Annotated in this window: 21 protein-coding genes; 14 read left to right on the top strand and 7 right to left on the bottom strand. The window is 62.9% G+C overall.

The features are described 5' to 3' along the window. The 8 genes from ASE26_RS03480 to ASE26_RS03445 all read left to right on the top strand — a co-directional run bounded on the left by ASE26_RS03480 (position 1) and on the right by ASE26_RS03445 (position 9,878). Positions 1 to 1,002 (top strand): arabinan endo-1,5-alpha-L-arabinosidase, encoded by a 1,002-nt coding sequence (locus ASE26_RS03480; protein WP_057245599.1) that lies wholly within the window; start codon positions 1 to 3, stop codon positions 1,000 to 1,002. Then, complete coding sequence (locus tag ASE26_RS03475) at positions 999 to 3,362, top strand: glycoside hydrolase family 127 protein (RefSeq protein WP_057245598.1); 2,364 nt, start codon at positions 999 to 1,001, stop codon at positions 3,360 to 3,362. The genes ASE26_RS03480 and ASE26_RS03475 overlap by 4 nt, the downstream gene beginning before the upstream one ends. 89 nt (positions 3,363 to 3,451) lie before the next feature. Further along, the gene (locus ASE26_RS03470) at positions 3,452 to 4,414 is read left to right on the top strand and encodes an ABC transporter substrate-binding protein (RefSeq protein ID WP_055936565.1); all 963 of its coding nucleotides are present in this window, start codon (positions 3,452 to 3,454) and stop codon (positions 4,412 to 4,414) included. After that, positions 4,414 to 5,958, top strand: a complete 1,545-nt coding sequence (locus ASE26_RS03465) for a sugar ABC transporter ATP-binding protein (RefSeq protein WP_055936569.1) — start codon at positions 4,414 to 4,416, stop codon at positions 5,956 to 5,958. Before ASE26_RS03470 ends, ASE26_RS03465 begins: the two co-directional genes overlap by 1 nt. Then, positions 5,955 to 6,974, top strand: coding sequence for an ABC transporter permease (locus ASE26_RS03460; protein ID WP_057245597.1), 1,020 nt, complete (start codon positions 5,955 to 5,957; stop codon positions 6,972 to 6,974). Before ASE26_RS03465 ends, ASE26_RS03460 begins: the two co-directional genes overlap by 4 nt. After that, positions 6,971 to 7,924 (top strand): galactofuranose ABC transporter, permease protein YjfF, encoded by a 954-nt coding sequence (gene yjfF, locus ASE26_RS03455; protein WP_057245596.1) that lies wholly within the window; start codon positions 6,971 to 6,973, stop codon positions 7,922 to 7,924. Before ASE26_RS03460 ends, yjfF begins: the two co-directional genes overlap by 4 nt. 11 nt (positions 7,925 to 7,935) lie before the next feature. Beyond that, entirely contained in the window at positions 7,936 to 8,892 is a 957-nt protein-coding gene (locus tag ASE26_RS03450; protein WP_057245595.1) for a glycoside hydrolase family 43 protein, read from the top strand. A 44-nt stretch (positions 8,893 to 8,936) separates the two neighbouring features. Further along, the gene (locus ASE26_RS03445) at positions 8,937 to 9,878 is read left to right on the top strand and encodes a LysR family transcriptional regulator (RefSeq protein WP_055937505.1); all 942 of its coding nucleotides are present in this window, start codon (positions 8,937 to 8,939) and stop codon (positions 9,876 to 9,878) included. A gap of 1 nt (position 9,879) precedes the next feature. Here ASE26_RS03445 and ASE26_RS03440 read toward each other — a convergent pair whose 3' ends face one another. Continuing rightward, the gene (locus tag ASE26_RS03440; protein ID WP_055936581.1) at positions 9,880 to 10,758 is read right to left on the bottom strand and encodes an SMP-30/gluconolactonase/LRE family protein; all 879 of its coding nucleotides are present in this window, start codon (positions 10,756 to 10,758) and stop codon (positions 9,880 to 9,882) included. A gap of 138 nt (positions 10,759 to 10,896) precedes the next feature. Beyond that, positions 10,897 to 12,096 (bottom strand): multidrug efflux MFS transporter MdtH, encoded by a 1,200-nt coding sequence (gene mdtH / locus ASE26_RS03435; protein ID WP_057245594.1) that lies wholly within the window; start codon positions 12,094 to 12,096, stop codon positions 10,897 to 10,899. A gap of 90 nt (positions 12,097 to 12,186) precedes the next feature. Here mdtH and ASE26_RS03430 point away from each other — a divergent pair, with 90 nt between their 5' ends. Continuing rightward, positions 12,187 to 13,065 (top strand): LysR family transcriptional regulator, encoded by an 879-nt coding sequence (locus ASE26_RS03430; RefSeq protein ID WP_057245593.1) that lies wholly within the window; start codon positions 12,187 to 12,189, stop codon positions 13,063 to 13,065. A gap of 1 nt (position 13,066) precedes the next feature. Here ASE26_RS03430 and ASE26_RS03425 read toward each other — a convergent pair whose 3' ends face one another. Together ASE26_RS03425 and ASE26_RS03420 are read right to left on the bottom strand one after the other, a co-directional pair. After that, positions 13,067 to 13,252 (bottom strand): hypothetical protein, encoded by a 186-nt coding sequence (locus ASE26_RS03425; RefSeq protein ID WP_055936590.1) that lies wholly within the window; start codon positions 13,250 to 13,252, stop codon positions 13,067 to 13,069. A gap of 49 nt (positions 13,253 to 13,301) precedes the next feature. Then, positions 13,302 to 14,087: an alpha/beta fold hydrolase gene (locus ASE26_RS03420; protein WP_057245592.1), complete on the bottom strand. Its 786-nt coding sequence runs from the start codon at positions 14,085 to 14,087 to the stop codon at positions 13,302 to 13,304. 206 nt (positions 14,088 to 14,293) lie between these two features. Here ASE26_RS03420 and ASE26_RS03415 point away from each other — a divergent pair, with 206 nt between their 5' ends. Then, positions 14,294 to 14,650: a hypothetical protein gene (locus ASE26_RS03415; protein WP_156409860.1), complete on the top strand. Its 357-nt coding sequence runs from the start codon at positions 14,294 to 14,296 to the stop codon at positions 14,648 to 14,650. Between the two features lie 8 nt (positions 14,651 to 14,658). Here ASE26_RS03415 and ASE26_RS03410 read toward each other — a convergent pair whose 3' ends face one another. Both ASE26_RS03410 and gluQRS read right to left on the bottom strand, forming a co-directional pair. After that, the gene (locus ASE26_RS03410; RefSeq protein ID WP_156398175.1) at positions 14,659 to 14,967 is read right to left on the bottom strand and encodes a DUF4124 domain-containing protein; all 309 of its coding nucleotides are present in this window, start codon (positions 14,965 to 14,967) and stop codon (positions 14,659 to 14,661) included. 47 nt (positions 14,968 to 15,014) lie between these two features. Then, positions 15,015 to 15,932, bottom strand: a complete 918-nt coding sequence (gluQRS, locus tag ASE26_RS03405) for a tRNA glutamyl-Q(34) synthetase GluQRS (RefSeq protein WP_055936600.1) — start codon at positions 15,930 to 15,932, stop codon at positions 15,015 to 15,017. 117 nt (positions 15,933 to 16,049) lie between these two features. Here gluQRS and ASE26_RS03400 point away from each other — a divergent pair, with 117 nt between their 5' ends. Both ASE26_RS03400 and ASE26_RS03395 read left to right on the top strand, forming a co-directional pair. After that, on the top strand, positions 16,050 to 17,690 hold the full coding sequence (locus ASE26_RS03400; protein WP_055937507.1) for a M28 family peptidase: 1,641 nt from the start codon (positions 16,050 to 16,052) through the stop codon (positions 17,688 to 17,690). Positions 17,691 to 17,749: 59 nt separating this feature from the next. Continuing rightward, on the top strand, positions 17,750 to 18,310 hold the full coding sequence (locus ASE26_RS03395; RefSeq protein WP_057245590.1) for a dihydrofolate reductase family protein: 561 nt from the start codon (positions 17,750 to 17,752) through the stop codon (positions 18,308 to 18,310). 230 nt (positions 18,311 to 18,540) lie between these two features. Here the strand turns inward: ASE26_RS03395 and ASE26_RS03390 are convergent, their stop codons facing one another. Further along, the gene (locus tag ASE26_RS03390) at positions 18,541 to 19,290 is read right to left on the bottom strand and encodes an FCD domain-containing protein (RefSeq protein ID WP_055936605.1); all 750 of its coding nucleotides are present in this window, start codon (positions 19,288 to 19,290) and stop codon (positions 18,541 to 18,543) included. A gap of 81 nt (positions 19,291 to 19,371) precedes the next feature. On the opposite strand from ASE26_RS03390, the gene ASE26_RS03385 reads away from it, so the two are divergent. Continuing rightward, a complete protein-coding gene (locus ASE26_RS03385) occupies positions 19,372 to 19,611 on the top strand; it encodes a hypothetical protein (RefSeq protein ID WP_055936608.1) in 240 nt (79 codons plus the stop codon). Between the two features lie 12 nt (positions 19,612 to 19,623). Further along, complete coding sequence (locus tag ASE26_RS03380; RefSeq protein WP_055936611.1) at positions 19,624 to 20,187, top strand: DUF4019 domain-containing protein; 564 nt, start codon at positions 19,624 to 19,626, stop codon at positions 20,185 to 20,187. Positions 20,188 to 20,198: the final 11 nt, after the last annotated feature.

Raw genomic sequence — 20,198 nt, 5'->3', positions numbered from 1 at the left:
ATGAACAAATGGATTCTTTGCGCTGGCCTGCTGCTGGCGCAGATGGCGCAAGCGAGCCAGGTGAGCGTGCATGACCCGGTGATGGCGAAGCAGGGCGATACCTATTACCTGTATTCGACCGGGCCGGGCATCACCTTTTACAGTTCGAAAGACATGTTGAACTGGAGGCCGGAAGGCCGCATCTTCACTGGTCACCCGGCAGCCGCAGCCAAGGCGGCGCCGGGCTTTGACGACCATGTGTGGGCGCCGGATATCCAGCATCACAACGGCAAATACCTGCTGTACTACTCCGTCTCCGCATTCGGCAAGAACACTTCGGCAATCGGCGTGACGGTCAACAGGACGCTGGACCCGCGCTCTCCCGACTACAAATGGGAAGACAAGGGTATTGTCGTGCAGTCGGTGCCGGGGCGCGACCTCTGGAATGCGATCGATTCCAATGTGGTGGAGGACGAGAAAGGAACTGGCTGGATGGCGTTCGGTTCTTTCTGGGGCGGAATCAAACTGGTCAAATTGAACGAGGCCTGGACGCGCCCGGCCGAACCGCAAGTCTGGAGCACCATCGCCGCCCGCGAGCGCCCGGCCTTCGTGAAGGATGACAGCGGAGGCCCGGCGGAGATCGAAGCCCCCTTCATCTTCCGCAAGAATGGCTGGTACTACCTGTTTGCCTCGTGGGGACTATGCTGCCAGAAGGCGAAGAGTACATACCACGTCGTCGTTGGCCGTTCGCGCTCGGTCACCGGGCCATATCTCGACAAAGACGGGAAGGATATGGCGCTCGGTGGCGGCTCGCTGGTCGTGCAGGGCAACGCAAAGTGGAAGGCGCTCGGCCACAACAGTGCATATACTTTCGACGGCAAGGACGTGATGGTGCTGCATGCTTACGAAACGGCCGACAAATACCTTCAGAAGCTGAAGGTCATGGACATGCGCTGGGATAGCGCCGGCTGGCCCATGGTCGACACTTCGGACCTCGATAGCTACCAAAGCGTGCAGAAATGATCTTGCCTTCGCTCGCCTGCGCATTGCGACGGAGCGGCCTGGTGGCGCTGTTGGCTGCCGGCATACCGCTCGCCGTGGGTGCTGCCGAACTGTTCCCGCTACAGGATGTTCGGCTCCTTCCCAGTCCTTTCCTGCAAGCCCAGGAAACCAACCGCCGCTACCTGCTGGCGCTCGATGCAGACCGGTTGCTGGCGCCATTCCGGCGCGAGGCCGGACTGCCGCTGTCCAAGCCTTCGTACGGCAACTGGGAATCCAGCGGCCTCGATGGCCATATGGGAGGCCATTACCTCTCAGCTTTGTCATTGATGTGGGCTGCGACCGGCGACGGCACCGTACGCGAGCGCCTCGACTACTTCGTGCAGGAACTGAAGAAGGCGCAGGCGCCGGACGGCTACCTCGGTGGTATTCCCTCGGGCCACGAGGCATGGAACGACGTCGCCAAGGGCAAGCTCCATGCCGACAATTTCTCGGTCAACGGCAAATGGGTCCCCTGGTATAACCTGCACAAGATCGCCGCCGGCCTGCGCGATGCCTGGCACTACGCGGGCAATGAAGACGCGCGACAGATGCTGGTGAAGTTTGCCGACTGGACGGTCGCCATGACCGGCGCCCTGAGCGACGAGCAGATGCAGGCCATGCTGCGCGCAGAGCATGGGGGGATGAACGAAGTGCTGGCCGACGTCTACCAACTGACGGGCGACCAGCGCTATCTCGCGGCTGCAAAGCGCTTTTCGCACCAGGCTGTCCTGCAGCCGCTTGCAGCGGGGCGCGACGAGCTGACCGGCATGCACGCCAATACCCAGATACCGAAGGTGATCGGCTTCGAACGCATCGCCGAACTGACCGGGGAACAGCAATGGCACAAGGCCGCCAGCTTCTTCTGGCGCACCGTGCATGACCACCGCACTGTCGCCATTGGCGGCAACAGCGTCAAGGAGCACTTCCACGACGACAAGGACTTTTCCTCGATGAGCGGCGAGGTGGAAGGGCCGGAAACCTGCAACACCTACAATATGCTCAAGCTCACGGAGCTGCTGTACCAGCGCGATCCGAGCGCGGCATACGGCGACTACTACGAGCGTGCGCTGTACAACCATATCCTGTCCTCGCAGCGCCCGGAAAGCGGCGGTTTCGTCTACTTCACACCGATGCGGCCCAACCACTACCGCGTCTATTCTGAAGTGGACAAGGGCATGTGGTGCTGCGTTGGCTCCGGCATCGAGAGCCACGCAAAATACGGTGAGTTCATCTACGCCCGCGATGGCGATGCGCTGCTGGTCAACCTGTTCATTCCCTCGCGCCTCGAGTGGCGCCAGAAGGGCGTTGTCCTGACCCAGTCCAGCCGCTTCCCCGACCAGGAAAACACCCGGCTGAGCGTCGACGGCGGCGGCAAGTTCACCCTGAAAGTTCGCTACCCGGGCTGGGTCGCTAAAGGGGCACTGACGCTGCGTTTGAACGGCAAGCCTGTGCCGGTGCACGCTGCACCTGGCGGCTACGTCGAGCTGACGCGCGACTGGCGCAAGGGCGACAAGGTCGACGTGCACCTGCCGATGCGCACCACGCTGGAGCAAATGCCCGACAAGTCGAACTATTACGCCGTGCTGCACGGCCCTATCGTGCTGGCGGCCAGGACTTCGCCGTTCCCCGGCGAGCGCCTTAACTTCATGGCGGACGGCTCGCGCATGGGCCATATCGCGCAAGGCCAGGTTTGCCCGCAGGAAGCGGCGCCGGTATTCGTCAGCGACAGCAAAGACTTCCTCAGCAAGTTCAAACCGGTACCGGGGCAGCCGCTGACGTTCACGGCGCCGGGACTGGTGCAAGGGAACGGTGCGAACCAGGTGCAGTTCATGCCTTTCTTCCGCTTGCACGATTCTCGTTACATGATCTACTGGCAGCAAACAACCCCTGCCGGCTTGGCCGGCATGCGTTCGAAGGCTGCCGCTGCCGAAGCCGAGCGGCTGGCGCTCGATGTGCGCACCGTCGACCAGGTGGCGCCCGGCGAGCAGCAACCCGAATCGGATCATTTCTTCAAGGGGGAGGGCGCCGACGCCGGCCTGAATGGTACGCGGCACTGGCGCCACGCCAGCGGGTGGTTCAGCTACGAGCTGAAAGACCGCGATGGCTCCGCCCGGGTGCTGCGCCTGACCTTCGCTTCGGGCGATGCAGGCCGCAAGTTCGACGTACTGCTGAATGGCCGCCTGCTGCACGCGGTCACCATCGAGCGCAAGGGCGACGCTTTCTACGACCTGGACCTTCCGCTTCCGCATGGCGTGGCCGGCGAGGGCACGCTGGAAGTGAAGTTCGTCGCGCACCCGGGATCGCTGGCCGGAGGTTTGTATGGCCTGCGCCTGTTGCGATAACAAAATCGATATGGATCCTGCGAAAAAATGAATTAGATCGGCATGACGGATTCTCCTAATATTGACTTACTATAATTCAGGAGACCGGCATGACTCTCACCCGCAGGACTATTCTCGGCGGCGCGTTCGCCTTTGCCTTTGCTGCCTCGGGCAGCGTGTTCGCGGCCAAGCCGCTGGTGATGGGCTTTTCCCAGGTGGGCGCGGAAAGTGAATGGCGCTCCGCCAACACCGCCTCCATCAAAGACGCCGCCAGGCAGGCCGGTGTCACCCTCAAATTCGCCGACGCGCAGCAGAAGCAGGAAAACCAGGTCAAGGCAATCCGTTCCTTTATCGCCCAGCGCGTCGACGTGATCGCGTTTTCGCCGGTGGTGGAAACCGGCTGGGAAACCGTGCTGCGTGAAGCCAAGGCGGCCAGGATCCCGGTCATCCTGACTGACCGCGCCGTGAAAGTGGCGGATAAGTCGCTGTATGTGACCCTGATCGGGTCCGATTTCGTGGAAGAGGGCCGCCGCGCCGGGCGCTGGCTGGCCGAATACGCGGCCAAGGCGAACAAGCCTGTTCTGAACGTGGTTGAACTGCAGGGTACCGTAGGTTCGGCGCCTGCGCTGGACCGCAAGGCCGGTTTCGAAGAAGCCATCAAGGGCAACGCCAAACTGAAGGTGATCCGCACCCAGACCGGCGAATTCACCCGTGCCAAAGGGAAGGAAGTGATGGAAGCCTTCCTGAAAGCCCACGGCAAGGATATCAATGTGCTGTATGCGCACAACGACGACATGGCGATCGGCGCCATCCAGGCCATTGAGGAAGCTGGCCTGAAGCCAGGCAAGGACATCATCATCGTTTCCATCGACGGTGTGAAGGGCGCATTCCAGGCCATGATCGCCGGCAAGCTGAACGTGTCTGTCGAATGCAGCCCGCTGCTTGGTCCGCAACTGATGAAGGCAGCGCAGGACGTCGTTGCCGGCAAGCCTGTGGCGCCACGCATCGTGACCGAGGAGCGCGTGTTCCCGGCGGAAGTGGCGGCTAAAGAACTCCCTAACCGGAAATACTGATGGCTAACGCGGCGGCGGCGCCGGTGCTGGAGCTGTCCGGCATCCATAAGGCGTTCCCGGGCGTGAAGGCGCTGAGCGAGGCGGGGCTGCGGCTCTATCCTGGCGAGGTCCATACGCTGATGGGGCAGAATGGGGCGGGCAAGTCGACCCTGATCAAGGTGCTGACCGGCGTGCATGCGCCGGACCAGGGTCGCATCGCGCTGGAAGGCCGGGCGATACATCCGCGTTCGACGCTGGAGGCGCAGGAGCTCGGCATTTCCACCGTCTACCAGGAAGTGAACCTGTGCCCGAATCTGTCGGTGGCCGAGAATATCTTCATCGGCCGCTATCCGCGCAGATGGGGCATGGTCGATTGGGCCGCAATGCGGACGCGCGCGGCGGCCCTGCTGCGCGATCTGGAAATCGATATCGACGTGAGTGCGCCGTTATCGCATTACCCGCTGGCGATCCAGCAAATGGTGGCAATCTCGCGGGCCCTGAACATTTCTTCGCGTGTGCTGGTGCTGGACGAGCCCACCTCGAGCCTCGACGAGGCGGAGGTGCAGTTGCTGTTCCGCGTACTGCGCCGCTTGCGCGAGCAGGGCATGGCGATCCTGTTCGTGACACACTTCCTTGACCAGACCTACGCAATCTCGGACCGTATCACGGTGATGCGCAACGGCGAGAGGGAAGGGGAATATGCCGCGGCCGACCTTTCGCGCCTGGCATTGGTGAACAAGATGATTGGCAAGGCGGCGGATGCCGCCGACGCGGCCGAGGGCAGCGATACCGCGGTGCAGCGCAATGATGGAGCGCATGGCGCCGCAGCGTCGCGGGTGGTGCTCGAAACACGCGGCCTGGGCCGCAAGGGCGTGCTGCAGCCGATGGATTTGCAGGTGCGCGAGGGCGAAGTACTCGGGCTGGCCGGCCTGCTCGGCGCCGGCCGCACCGAGCTGGCGCGCCTGCTGTTCGGTGCAGACCGTGCGGACAAGGGCGATATCGCGATAGGCGACAAGGCGTACGGAACATTCGCCAATCCGCGCCAGGCGATTGCTGCGGGCATTGGCTTCTGCTCGGAAGACCGCAAGCTGGAAGGTGCCGTCCTGTCGCTCTCCGTGCGCGAAAACCTGGTGCTGGCATTGCAGGCGCGCCAGGGCATGCTGCGCGCCATCCCGCTGCACCGCCAGCGCGAACTGGCGGAAGAATATGTCAAGGCGCTCGGCATCCGTACTGCCAGCATCGAGACGCCGATCGGCACGCTTTCCGGCGGCAACCAGCAGAAGGTATTGCTGGCGCGCTGGCTGGCTACCGATCCGCGCCTGATGATCCTGGACGAACCAACGCGCGGCATCGACGTGCGCGCCAAGCAGGAAATCATGGATTACGTTACTACCTTGTGCAAGCGCGGCATGTCGCTGCTGTTTATCTCGTCCGAACTGCCGGAAGTACTGCGTGTCAGCGACCGCATGATCGTCATGCGCGACCGTGCCAGCTGCGGCGAATACCGGCGCGGCGAGCTGGATGAAACGACCGTCCTGCACGCCATCGCAGGGGAGGCAGCATGACGCACAATGCCGCCAACCTGGCCGCGCCTCCAGCGCCCGCCGCAACGAACGTGGCTTCGGGCCTGGGCGCGCGCTTGCTCGCCCACCCGCTGGCGCGCCCGCTCGGCGCGCTGATTGTTCTGCTGCTGGTTAACCTGTTCGCCGTGCCCGGCTTCTTTCAGCTGGAGGTGAAAAACGGCCACCTGTACGGCGCCATGGTCGACATCCTGAACCGCGCTGCACCTTTGATGCTGGCTGCCACCGGCATGACAATCGTCATCGCCATGCGCGGCATCGATATCTCAATCGGCGCTGTGGTGGCGCTGGCAGCAGCCGTCGCCTGCACCATGGCCGCCGCCGAACAGCCGTTGTGGCTGGCCTTCGCCGCCGCACTGGGCGCCGCCCTGCTGTGCGGCATCTGGAACGGCTTGCTGGTTGCCAGCCTTGGCCTGCAACCGATTGTTGCCACCCTGGTGCTGATGGTGGCTGGGCGCGGCCTGGCGCAACTGGTCACCGATGGCCAGATCATCACCGTCTACCGCGATGACTTCTTCGTGCTGGGCAGCGGCTACCTGCTTGGCCTGCCGGTCGCGCTGTACGTGGCGCTGGCGGTGGTGGCAGCCATCGCGCTGGCCATGCGCAGGACCGCCCTCGGCCTGTTCACGCAAGCGGTGGGCGTCAACCCGGTGGCAGCCCGCCTGGCCGGCATTCGCGCCGGCGCCCTGATCTTCGCCAGCTATGCCTTCTGCGCCGTATGCGCCGGCCTGGCAGGCCTGATCATCAGTTCCAACATCAAGAGCGCAGACGCCAATAATGCCGGCCTGCTACTGGAACTGGATGCCATCCTCGCCGTTACGCTGGGCGGCACCTCGCTGGCCGGCGGTAAATTCAACCTGGCCGGCAGCGTGATCGGCGCCCTGATCATCCAGACCCTCACCTATACCGTCTATTCCCTCGGTGTGCCGCCGGAAGTCAACCTCGTCGTCAAGTCGCTGGTGGTGTTCGCGGTCTGCCTGTCGCAAAGGAGCAAGGCATGACCCGCGCCCCGTACTTCACTTCCCTCGTTACGGTCGGCCTGCTGGCGGCCCTGCTGCTGGCGGGCGGCATTGCCTATCCAGGCTTCCTGTCGCTGCAGGTGATGCTCAACCTCCTGATCGACAACGCCTTCCTGCTGGTGATTGCCATCGGCATGAGCTTCGTCATCCTCTCCGGCGGCATCGACTTGTCGGTCGGCTCCGTGCTGGCGCTCAGCACCATGGTCGCTGCCTGGCTGCTGCATGCCGCGCACTGGCCGCCCGCGGCCGTGATGGCAGCGGTGCTCCTGATGGGCGTCGTGTTCGGCGCCGGCATGGGGGCCTTGATCCACTTCTTCCGCCTGCAACCCTTCATCGTCACGCTGGGGGGAATGTTCCTGGCGCGCGGCCTGTGCTACCTGATCAGCGTGAATTCGATCCCGATCGAAGATCAGGCATTTGTGGCGATCTCGCAGGCGCAGGTCGGCATCTTCGATGGCTTTGTCTCGCCCGGGGTGGTGATTGCGCTGGCACTGCTGGCAGTTGCGATGGTCGTGGCGCACCTGACACCATTCGGCCGCGCCGTCTATGCAGTGGGAGGCAACGAACAATCTGCGCACATGATGGGGCTCCCGGTGGGCGCCACCAAGGTTGCCGTGTACGCCATCAGCGGCGGCTGCGCCGCGCTGGCCGGGCTGCTGTTTGCGTTTTACATGCTGTCCGGCTATGGGCAGCATGCCCAGGGTACCGAGCTTGATGCGATCGCCGCGGTGGTGATCGGCGGGACGCTGCTGACGGGCGGCTACGGCTATGTGGCCGGCGCCTTGACCGGCGTTCTGGTGCTGGGCGCCATCCAGACCCTGATCGTGTTCGATGGCACGCTCAGTTCATGGTGGACCAAGATCGCCATCGGCATGCTGCTGTTCGCGTTCTGCGCGCTGCAAAGGCTGCTCGCCTGGAAACAGAAAAAATAAAAGGAGACTACATGTTCATGAAATCAGCCCTCGCTTCAGCACTTGCGACGCTGTGTACGCTGGCGCAAGCGGCCAATCCGCTTGTGACGAATATCTTCACCGCCGATCCGGCGGCGCTGGTCGACGACAATCGCGTCTATCTGTATGTCGGCCATGACGAAGCTGCCCCGGAAGGCAAGGACTACCTGATGCGCGAATGGCGCGTGCTGTCGTCATGCGACATGAAGAACTGGACCGATATGGGTTCGCCGCTGAACGTGAAGACTTTCAAGTGGGCCAAGGCCGACGCCTGGGCTGCCGACATCACCAAGCGCAATGGCAAGTACTACTTCTACGCCCCGGTCGAGCACGATGCGGGCAAGCCGGGCAAAGCGATCGGCGTTGCCGTATCGGACAAGCCGGCCGGACCCTTCGTCGATGCACGCGGCAGTGCCCTGGTCACCAACGACATGACGAAGGAAAGCGATATTCCCTGGGACGACATCGACCCTGCGGTCTTCGTCGACAAGGATGGCCAGGCCTACCTGTACTGGGGCAACCGCGTGCTGAAATACGCCAGGCTGAAGCCGAACATGATTGAACTCGATGGCCCGATCCACACCGTGGGCATCGACAACTTCACCGAAGCGGCCTACCTGCACCGCCACGGCAAGACCTACTACCTGACCTACTCGCGCAACTTCCCAGAGGAGACAGCGTACGCCACCGGCCCAAGCGCCACCGGTCCCTGGACGTTCCGCGGCAAGATCATGGACATGAACAAGGTCGTGAAAACCATTCACCAGGCGGTGATCGATTTCAACGGCAAGTCCTACATTTTCTACCATAACGACAAGCTGCCAACCGGCGGTGAATTCCGCCGCTCGGTGGCGGTGGAAGAACTGCATTACAAGCCCGATGGCAGCATCGCCTTCATCCCGCAAACGGCCGAAGGTCCAGCCGCCAACCCAGCGCCGGGCTGCAAATGAAGCGCGACTTATTGGTCGATAACGGCGGTGGTATCATGCCCCGCATGACTACCCCGAATCCGAACTGGTTCCTGAAGGCGAGGTTAAAAACTCGTCAACTGTTGCTGATGATCGCGCTGGATGAACACCGCAACATCCACCGCGCAGCGGAGGAACTGCACATGACGCAGCCCGCCGCCTCCAAGCAGCTCAAGGACCTGGAGGACATGCTGGACGTGAAGCTGTTCGAGCGCCTGCCGCGCGGTATGGAGCCGACGCTGTACGGGGAGACCATGATCCGCCATGCCCGCATGGCCCTCACCAGCCTGGCCCTGGCGCATGACGACATCGTAACGCTGAAAGCCGGCCTGTCCGGCCAGGTGGAGGTGGGCGTGATCATGACTCCTGCCATGAACCTGCTGCCTAACGCCATCACCCGCGTCAAAAAGGAAGCGCCGCTGCTGCGCATCGGGGTGCAGGTGGAAGCCAGTAATGTGCTGATGGAGCTGCTGCAGCGCGGCACGCTGGACTTCATGATCGGCCGTATCCTGGAAAAGGAAAGCACGGCAGGCCTGGTGTATGAGGAGCTGACCGAAGAACCTGCATGCGCCGTGGTGCGCACAGGGCATCCGCTGCTGGCTCGCGAGAAGCTGCAGTTGAAGGATATTGCCAACCGCCCGTGGATCCTGCCGCCGCAGGGCAGTATCCTGCGCCACCGCTGCGACATGATGTTCCGCCGCGCCGGACTGGAGCCGCCGGTCGACGTGGTCGACACTACCTCCCAGCTGCTGATCACGGCGCTGCTGCAAAAGACCGACGCTCTGCATGTGATGCCGGTGGAAGTGGCGCGTTACTACGCCGACCTGAATGTGCTGTCCATCCTGCCGCTGGAACTGCCGTTCCGCATGGATGCTTTCGGCATCATCACCAAGGCCGACCACCTGATGTCGCCGGGCGCCAACCTGCTGTTGCAGGCTGTGCGCAGCGCGGCGAAAGAACTGTACTGAGTTAGCCGAAGGCGTTGGCCGGCAGGCCGGGTACGTCGATGCGGGCGCTGAAAAGGGCGCCCGCCAGCGGTTCCTGCGCCAACTGCTCCGTCGACAGGCCTTCGCGTGCGGTGGTGATGTACAGGGTGCGCAGGTCTTCACCGCCGAAAGCCAGCGAAGCAGGATGCGATGTCGGCAGCGGCACTTCGGCCAGCAGTTCGCCATCCGGGCAGAAACGGCATACGCGCTTGCCACCCCAGGTCGAGACCCAGATGCAGCCTTCGCTGTCGACCTGCATGCCGTCCGGCGAGCCGCCGTCGGTATAGCGGCGCCAGACTTCGCGCGTGCCAAGGCTGCCATCGGCGGCCAGCGGGTAGCGGTAAGTCACGTCGAGGAAGCTGTCCGAGTGATACAGCGCGCTGCCATCCGGTGCGAAGGTCGGGCCATTGCAGATGTGGTAGCCCTCGTCGGCCACGTGCAGGCTCTGGTCCTGGTTGAGGCGGAACAGCTTGCCCACTTTTTGCCTGTAGTCGGTATTGTGCATGGAGCCAAACCACAGGCGGCCGCTCGGGTCGACCTTGGCGTCGTTCAGGCGCTGGCCGGCGGCGCCATCGACCACGTGCGCCACTGCCTCGATGCGCAGCTCCGGTTCCAGCCAGAGGCGCACTACGCCGTCGCGCAGGCCCGCCATGAAACCATCGCCATCGCGGCGCGGCACCAGCCAGCAGATATAGTCCGGCAGCAGCCAGCTGCGATGCTCGTGTTTCGCCGCATCCCACGCATGCAGGATGCAACGCTTAAGGTCAACGAACAGCAGGCGGTCTTGCGCCGGCAGGTAGAGCGGGCCTTCGCCCAGCTCAGCGGCGAGGGGCAGGACGCATTGGGCGGTATAGGATTTCATCCTTGTATTCTATGCGGCGAAGGCGGGAACGCGCGATTCCTTTTTTCAGCCCAGCTATAACTAATTTGGCATGGGGTGACGATTGGAGAGAATCAAACGCGTTTTCGCGACCTACAATGAAGCACCCAACCAAAGTGTTTAGCCCGCCACTGGCGGGCTCTTTTTTTGTGGCGTGGCAGTAGCGGCAAGCACTGTCATTGTCAACAGTCCAATCGACGCCAGCACCAGCCAAGGCAAAGCGGGCGTGTGCACGGCGCGGCTCCAGTCCAGCAGCCAGCCGCCAGCCGTGTACCCGAACAGTCCACCGACGGCCAGGCCGAAGCGGCTCAGGCCCATGTAGCTGGCGCGGGCGGAGGGCAGGGCGTAGCGCGATACCAGCGACTCGCGTGCCGGTTCCGCCACCAGCGAGCCGGTATAGAACACGGCGATGCATACGAACATTGGTGCCAGTGAACGCGCTGCCGACATGGCCAGCACCGCGCAGCACATGATGCCGATACCGGCCAACAAGCGGGCCTCCAGCGACAGGTATCGCTCGCCGAAGCGTGCCATCGGATACAGGAGCGTCAGCGCCAGCACGGCATCCATTGCATACATCCAGGCCACGGTGCGTGGCGTGCCGGAAAGCCCGGTCAAGGTGACCGGCACCAGCATCATGAGCTGCACGGTCATGATGTAATAGCCGCTCAGTGTCAGCACCAGCGTCATGTAGGGTTTGTCGCGCAACGGAATGCGCATTGCCTTCGCGACTGAAGTGCCGGGCGTGGCGACACGGTAGGCCGGCAGCAGCCAGGCGTTGGCGAGTGCCGCCAGCACGAACACGGTGCAACCGGCCATACCGACCCAGTGGAAGTCGACGCCCAGCAGCAGGGTGCCGAGCAGGGCGCCCGCCACGGCGGAAACGCTTTCCTGCATCATCAGCTGCGAATAGAAGCGGGGACGTTCGGCAGGACGTGTCAGCTTCACTGCCAGCGCGCTTCGCGCCGGTTCGAACAGGCTGCCGCCCAGGCCCGACGCCACGCACGACAGCAGCAGCCATGCAGGGCTGCTTGCAAAGCCCATCAAGGCAAAGCCGCCTGCACGCAGCAACATGCCCGCGACAATCAGCGGCTTGGTGCCGTAACGGTCCGATAGCGAGCCGCCGAACAGCGCCAGGCCTTGCTGCGCCACCTGGCGCGCACCAAGCGCCACGCCGACCGACGCGGCAGACCACTGCAATTGCCCGACGAAATGCAGGCCAATGATGGGGAATACCAAGTAGAAGCCGCCCACGACCAGCACGTGGTCCACCATCAGAAACCGCTTGCCCAGCCGCCTGGCCTGTTGTGCACCCGTCATTGCCTTCTCCTGGTTCGATGCAGGCATCTTAGGCGCGTGTCAGGCATAATTGAAGCCGTTATCTTGACATATTTCATATTGGATTTTCTTATGTCTCTTGGTTTCGACGACCTGGCACTGCTGGTGGAAATCGTGGAATGCGGGAGTTTCAGCCAGGCTGCTGCACGGCGCCGCTGGTCGCAACCGCAAGTGAGCCAGCGCGTGGCTGCGCTGGAGGAACAGTTGTCGGTGCAGTTATTCACGCGCCACCGGCGCGGCGCCTCACCCACGCCAGCCTGCCTGACTTTCCTCCCTGCGGCGCAGCAAGCGCTGGCCGCGCTGGAAGCGGGGCGCCAGGCGGTGCAGGGCGCGCCGGCGCTGCCGCAGGTGACGCTGGCCAGCGTGCCCTCGATGGCAGCGCTGCTGTTCGGTCCTATCTTGCTCAAATTGGCCGATGCGCCACTGGAAATCCGCTGCAGCACGGACCATTCGCCCGTCATCATGGAAAAGCTGCTGACCGGGACTGTGCAACTGGGACTGGTCCTGAAATGTCCGGCGATCGCCGGCATTCACCTGGAGCGGCTGCAGGTTTCACCCATCGTCGCCGTGGTACGGCGCGGCCACCCGCTGACGCGGCGAGGACGCCTGCAACTGGCCGACGTCGCCAATGCGCGCCTGGCGCCGCAGTACTGGGGGGCGGGATGCGATGAGTTGATCAGGATGATCCGCGTCCACCGCTGCAGCGACAGTCCGATTCACGCGATCCAGCCCTCCAGCGCATCGATCCTGCTGGCGCAGGAGCATGGCTTTTTGACTTTCATGCCTGAGATGGCGGCTGCGCGCCAGCTCAAGCTGGGCAACCTGGTGAAACTGGAGATTGAGGATCTGCCGCGCTGGGAATGGGAGGCGATGGCGGCCTGGCGCAGCGGAAAGCGGCCCGATGCCGCCAAGCTGCGCGTGCTGCAGGCAGTGCGTGAATTAGTGCTCTGAGCTAGTGGGCGGAAGCGCTGCAGTTGCGGCGCTGCTCTGGGTAGGCCAGCACGCGCAGGATCACGCTGCGCGGCACCTGCATGCTTTGCATATAAATCCAGGCATTGGCCGCGCCCATCTGCGCATGCAGCTCGATGCCCTTGTCGACCTGGACCGCCATTTGCTGGTCATAGCGTGTATCGCTCATGATGCTCGCTCCTGCCGGATTGTTATCGGGTCATTATCGAACAACGGGATCAGGCGAGCAAGCGCTGGTTTTCCAGGAAGCCAAGCAGTACCTGGTTGACGTCGGCCGCGTGGGTGATCGGCGCCATATGGCCGCCGGCAGTCAGCGTGAACTGCCCTTGCGGCAGGGCGGCAGCCAAGGTTTCGGCTACGCGGCGGGTGGATACCGGGCCTTTGGCGCCGGCCATCACCAGCGCCGGCAGGTCCAGTTGCACCATGTCGGCCACGCGCGCCGGTTCGCCCAGCAGGGCAACGAAATCCAGCTTGACCTTGGCGATACCGTTGGTGAAGCGGTGGCGCTGCACTTCCGGCAGGGAGTCGAAGGCGCCGGCGCGGTTCCAGTAATCAATGAAGGCGCGGGTCGCGTCTTCCGCGGTCGTTGCAGCGTTGATCTTGACTACCACGGCCTCGATTTCCTGGCGGCCCGCATCGCTGGCCGGCAGCAGGTGGAAGGCGACCGGTTCGAACATGGACAATGACAGTACCCGTTCACGCATCTGGCGCGCCAGGCGCAAGGCGGTGGCGCCGCCGTAGGAGTGGCCGATCAGATGGAATTGCTCGCCGGCATCAAGGTGCGAGGCAAGGGCAGCGGCCACGGCGTCGGCTTCGTGCGCCAGGGTATAGCCGGCGGCAGCCGCTTCGGTCGGGAAGGCGGATTTGCCATAGCCCAACAGATCGATTGCGATGAAACGGTAGTTGGCTTCTTGCTCGGCCATCAGGGTGGTCCACTGGCTGCGCGAGCTAAGCGAACTGTGCAGCAGTACAACGGCGGGGCGGGTGTCTGGCGTAGTGTGCATCTTCTTCTCTGAAACCGATATCCAAAAGGCAAGCCCGCTATTATACCGCGCCGCAGCATTCGCCCTTCCGCTTCAACCGTTCAATGTCGAAATTCCTTACAGAAATCTACAAATTCCTCAACGCATGGGCGCGTTCCCCTTGACACATAAGCGTGGCACAGAACCTGCTTTGTTACTGTTAGTGACGATGGAGGCTAAAAGTGATCATGGAACGCTCTGCCTTGCCCGCGCTTCTGCTGACGCTATTGCTCGGGTTGCTTATGCAAGGGATGCTCGCGGGGGTGCATTTTTCCAGCGTGCGTTCCGAATGGGTGTACCGCACCCTTTATTTGGTGGCGTTGCTGCTGAACTTGCTGGCGGTGCGTCGCCTGAATCCTGCCACCGTGTCGGCGGCAGTACTGCCGCTGGCACCTATTGTGATGGCGGTAGCTATCACTTACTTTTCTGTCAGCGACCCGGATGCTCCGGCGCAGGTTACCCTGCTGCTGCTGCCGATCGTGCATGGTGCAGCGGCAGCCTGCATGCTCTTGCTTCCGCTGGAAGACGGGGACGGCCAGGCTTAGGCCCGAAGCTAGCGTGCGCTGGCGACTTTGTCGCGCAACTCGAGGGCCTGGCGCGCCATGCGCAAGGTTTGCACATCGATTTTTGGCGATACATGGACCGGCGGCTTATTGACGAACTGGCTGCGCGCCTGTTCGGATGCCGGCAGCACGAAGTGCTCCTTTTCCATGACCGGCCGTGCACCGTTCGGCAGGTTCTCACAAGGACGGTCGGTCAGCATGACCACGCCTTGGCTGTCGACGCAGCGGAAAAAATTCTCCTCGGCGGTTGCCGGCAGCGCCATCGCGCACAAGGCGCAAGAGATCAGTAAGTGCCGCATGGCCCACCTCCTTTCGCTTGGTGGAGCCAGTATGCCGCGGACCCTGCTTATGGTCTGTGCGGCGCCTCACCGTGGGCGCACAGCACCGCTGCCCACGCAGGTATCGCCGCGCGCCAGAAAGCATCGATACTGTCGGCCCTGACCTCGAGCCCAAGGAACTGCGCGGCTGGCAGCAACGCGCTGCCGAGCAGGCTTGCGGCAGGGGCGCCACTGTCGAACGCCTGCGCACCGGTCTGCTTGGATAGTTTCTCGCCGTCGGCATTAACCACAAGTGGCAAATGAAGGTAGCGTGGCTGCGGCAAGCCAAGCAATTGTTGCAGGAAAATCTGGCGCGGAGTCGAGTCGAGCAGGTCGGCGCCGCGCACGATGTCGGTGATGCCCTGCGCGCCATCGTCCACCACGACGGCAAGCTGGTAGGCCCAGAAACCGTCGGCGCGGCGCACCACGAAGTCGCCCACGTCGGCCGTGATGTCCTGGCTGATGTCACCGGCGAAGCGGTCGTGGAAGTGGACCACGCAATGCGGTTCCTGCGGCGTGCGCAGGCGCAGTGCGCGTGCAGTGCGGCCGGGCGCCAGGCCGTTGCGGCAGGTGCCGGGATAGACCAGGCTGGGGTTGCCGGCCTGGCCCTGCCGAAGCTGGGAATCCGCAATCTCCTTGCGCGAGCAGCCGCAGGGATAGATGTTGTTGCCAAGCTGGCGCAGCGCCGCTTCGTACAGGTCTTCGCGTTTGGTTTGCCAGGTCACTTCGCCGTCCCACTGCATGCCGCAGCGCTGCAGCGACCCGAGGATGTGCTGGTCGGCGCCTTCCACGTTGCGGTCGCGGTCGACATCCTCCACGCGCACCAGCCATTGGCCGCCATGGGCCTTGGCGTCGAGATAGCTGGCCATGGCTGCCACCAGGGATCCAAGGTGCAGTGGTCCGGTCGGAGAGGGCGCAAAGCGGCCGATGTAAGGCGTGTGTTTCATACGGGGCGTAGCATACCATTCCGTATGCTGCGCTGCAGCTTGGCGCGCGCGGCAAATCCGATAGAATGCCCGCGCGGCCATCAGCCGTGCCCAATGGACAATCCAAAAGACAAAGACATGACTAAATCCATCACCTTCGTAGCGTCCACCTTGGCGGCCAGCATTGCGCTGGCGCTGTCCCCGGCTCATGCCGCAGGCGTCAAAGGCGGCAAGGCAATGCAGCCGACCGTGCAGGAAGCACCGCTGCGCGCTCACCTGGCGTTCCTGTCCAGCGACCTGCTGGAAGGCCGCGGCACCGGCCAGCGTGGCGGCGACCTGACCGTCTCCTACCTGGAAAACCAGGCACTGGCCGTGGGACTGAAACCGGTCGACGGGGTCACCTACCGCCAACTGGTGAAGATCGCCGGCGTCAAGACCGATGCAGCAGCGTCCAACCTGCGCCTGGAAGCGAATGGCGTCGCGCTGCCGGCGAGCTTTGGCAAGGATTGGGTGTATGCGCCGGGTGATGCGCAGTCCGCGCACAGCTTCAACGCCGACCTGGTATTCGTCGGCTACGGCATCACGGCATCGGAAGAGGGCTGGGACGACTACAAGGGCCAGGACGTGAAAGGCAAGGTCATTGTGATGATGGTCAATGACCCGATGCCGACGGCCGAAGCGCCAAACCGTTTTGGGGGCAAGGCGCTGACCTATTACGGCCGCTGGACTTACAAATTTGAGGAAGCCAAGCGCAAAGGTGCGATCGGCGCGCTGCTGATCCACACTGATGCTTCGGCTTCGTATGGCTACAGCGTGGTGAAAAACAGCTGGGATGGCGTAGAACGCTTCCAGCTCGCACAAGGCACGCCGGGCACTGAGCTGCAAGGCTGGCTGACCAACGATACTGCCGTGGCGTTGTTCAAGGCGGCAGGCCAGGACCTGGACCAGTTGCGCGCAGCCGCCGAACGCAAGGACTTCCAGCCGGTGGCGTTGAAGGCCAAGCTGGTGGGCGACATGAAGGCGGAAGTGCGCAACGTCGAACAGTTCAACGTGGCTGGCGTGGTGCCGGGCACAGATCCGAAGCTGAAAGATGAAGTGGTGATCTACTCTGCGCACTGGGACCACCTGGGCAAGCAGGGCACCGGGGGCGACACCATCTACAACGGCGCGGTCGACAATGCATCGGGCAGCGCAGCCCTGCTGGCCATGGCGCAGGAAGCAGTCAAGGCGCCGGCCAAGCGCAGCCAGATGTTCCTGTGGGTAGCTGCGGAAGAACAAGGCCTGCTCGGTAGCGCGGCCTATGCCGAAGCGCCACTGTGGCCGCTGGCTAAAACCGCAGCGAACCTGAACCTGGATTCGTTGAACTGGATCGGCACCACGCACGATATCGGCACGGCCGGCAGCGAGCGTACCGACTTGGGCAAGATGGCTGAAGCCGCGGCCAAAGGCATGAAAATGGTGATCGCGAAACAGAAGCCGGACCTGGCGGGCGGTTACTTCCGTTCCGACCACTTCAGCTTTGCCAAGGCAGGTGTGCCGGCGTTTTCGATCACTTCGGGTAGCGACTACCTTGGTGACAAGGAGAAGGCCGAAAAGATGCGCGCGGCCTATCGCAAGAGCTATCACCAGGTCAGCGACGAATACGATCCTAACTGGTCGATGGCAGGCATGACGCAGATGGCGCAATTCACCCTTAACCTGGGCCGAATCGTGGCCGATGCGCCGAAGATGCCGGAGTGGAAAGCCGGAGATGCTTTTGGCAAGGCTCGCACCAAATAGGGAGTATCAACGTCAGGGAAGAGGGGGGACGCCCCTTCCCCAATTCGGAGGAGATTCACATGGGAATCCTGACCTTCAGCCTCAACGTCACTTTGGACGGCTGCGTCGACCATCAGGAGGGAATCGCTGACGGCGAGACGCACGCCTTCTTCACGCGCCTCATGGACGAGAATGGGGTGATGCTATGGGGGCGTACTACCTACGAGATGATGGAGGGCTACTGGCCGGCGGTCGCGCGTGGCGATGTAACGGCTCTGCCGGCTGTGCGTGAATGGGCGGCCAAGCTGGAGATCAAGCCGAAGTACGTCGTGTCTTCAACGCGAATGGACTTCCCCTGGACTAACAGCCACCACATCGGCGGCGACTTGCGCTTGGGCGTGCAAAAACTCAAGGATGCGACCCCGGCTGGCGTTCTCCTTGGCAGTGGGAAGCTCGCGACCGAATTGGACCGGCTGGATCTCATCGATGAGTACCTGTTCCTCATTCACCCCAGGATTGCCGGTCACGGTCCGACCCTGTACCAGAGCGGGCTGTCCAGCACGCGACGGCTTGCATTGCTCTCGGCGAAACCGCTCAACAACGGTGCAGTAGCCATGCATTACCGTCGCGAGCGCGGCTAAAAACCGGATTCAGCGCGAGCGAGTACTCGACAAGGCGGAAGCCGAACTTTCTGTGATGCCGCACAAATTTGCGGTCCGCCTTCTCTGCTCAGAGGTCGGTACCCGCGCTGCCACTTACAACGAAACGCGTAACAAATACTACGGCACTCTGGCGCCGGAGAAGTCGTCCGCAAAAGGAACTCGGACGGTCTGAATTAGACCGAAGTAGACGCGGCAGGTTTTTGACACTCCTACAAGTTGGCTGACAGCCGCCGCGTCGCAGCATTGCGGCGCTCTTCGTTCTTCAGGGTTTCGCGCATGGTCTGCTGCACGAAATCCAGATGCTGGTGGGCAGCGCGTGCCGCTACATCCATCCTGCGTTCCCGTACCGCGTCCCAGATCGCGCGGTGTTGCGTTTGAAGCTGCGCCCAGAGTTCCGGCCGGGCAGTCAGGTATTCCAGGTTGCTCTGCACATGGCCTTCCATTACCTTGTGCAGGCTGGAGCTCAGATGCCCGATCAGCACATTGTGCGAAGCTTCCGCAATCGCCTGGTGGAATTCCACGTCGGTCTTGATGCACTGGTCCAGGTCCTGCGCAGCAAACGCACGCTCCAGTGCTTCATGGCAGGTGCGGATGCGCTCGAAATCTTCTTTCGTCCCGCGTTCCGCCGCCAGTTGCGCTGCCTGCCCCTCCAGCATGTGGCGGAATTCCAGCATGTCGCCGTGGATATCCGGATGGTCGTTCAGCATCTGCTGCCACGGGTCGGTGAATGCCGCCTGCATCGAATCGGTCACGAAAGTGCCGCCGCCGTGGCGCGTGATCAGCAGGCCTTTGGCTACCAGCGATTGCAAGGCACCGCGCAGGGAGGGGCGCGATACGCCCAGCTCCACCGCCAGCTCACGCTCGGAAGGCAAACGGTCGCCGGGTTTGAGCGAACCTTCGAGGATCCGGGTTTCCAGCTCGGTGGCGACGACATCTGACAAGCGTTGGGCGGATTGCATGGCGGCTGTTGGATGAGTGGTAAGACCGCCGGATGCTACCACAATTGACCTTTTGCGGCGCCGTGGTCTATATTGCAACGCATGATTGGTTTCCTGATAGTGCTGGCTGCAATGACAGCGACGCCGGACGGCATTGGCTATAGCTCCGCCCCGGCAGCGCTGGAGGCGTTGAAAGCGCGCGGCGGTGTCACGATCTCCGAGGGCGGCGGCTGGACTACCGTGGACGACAAGGTAAATGGCACCCTGTGGTCATTCACGCTGCCGGGCCATCCGGCGCATCCGGCGGCGGTGCGGCGCACAGTAGTCATGGAAAATGGCTAGCTGTCGATCAAAATGAATTCGTTGTGCGAGGCGAAAAAGGAAGCCTGCGACAGCATGCTGGAGGAATTCCGCCGCATGAATACGGCGCTGCAGCAGTCGCTGGCGCCACCCATGGCCGCTGGCCCTGCGCCATCGTGGCAGCCAAGCACTTCGCAGAAAACGCGCGTCGAGGAGTTGAGCAAGGCTTACTTTGCCGAGAAGGACGCGGCGCACTATGCCAGGGCATGGGAGCGCCTGGGCGCGGGCTTACGGCAGCAGTGGACCTTCGAGGGATGGCGCGATGCTGCAGTCGCCAGCGCTGCACGTGCAGGAGCCATGCAGCAGCGCGAACTGAAAAAAGTGACAATCTATCGTAGCTCGCAAAGCGGCACGCCGGGCACCTATGCTGCGGTGGACTTTACCGGCCGCTTTGCCAATGCCGACACCTATTGCGGCTACCTGGTCTGGAGCGAGCAGGCGGACGGCAGTTTCCTGCTGATGCGGGAAGAGGAGAACTATATCTACAACGCGACGGCTGCGCGGTTGACCGCCGGGCAGCGCGCGAACATGAAAGGCGTGTTCCGTTGCGTTGATTGATGCGCTGCCGC

Source organism: Duganella sp. Root198D2 (genome assembly GCF_001428585.1).
In the GTDB taxonomy this organism is placed as follows: domain Bacteria; phylum Pseudomonadota; class Gammaproteobacteria; order Burkholderiales; family Burkholderiaceae_D; genus Rugamonas.
Note: the sequence above shows the minus strand (reverse complement) of the source record. Positions and strands in the feature narration are given on the sequence as shown.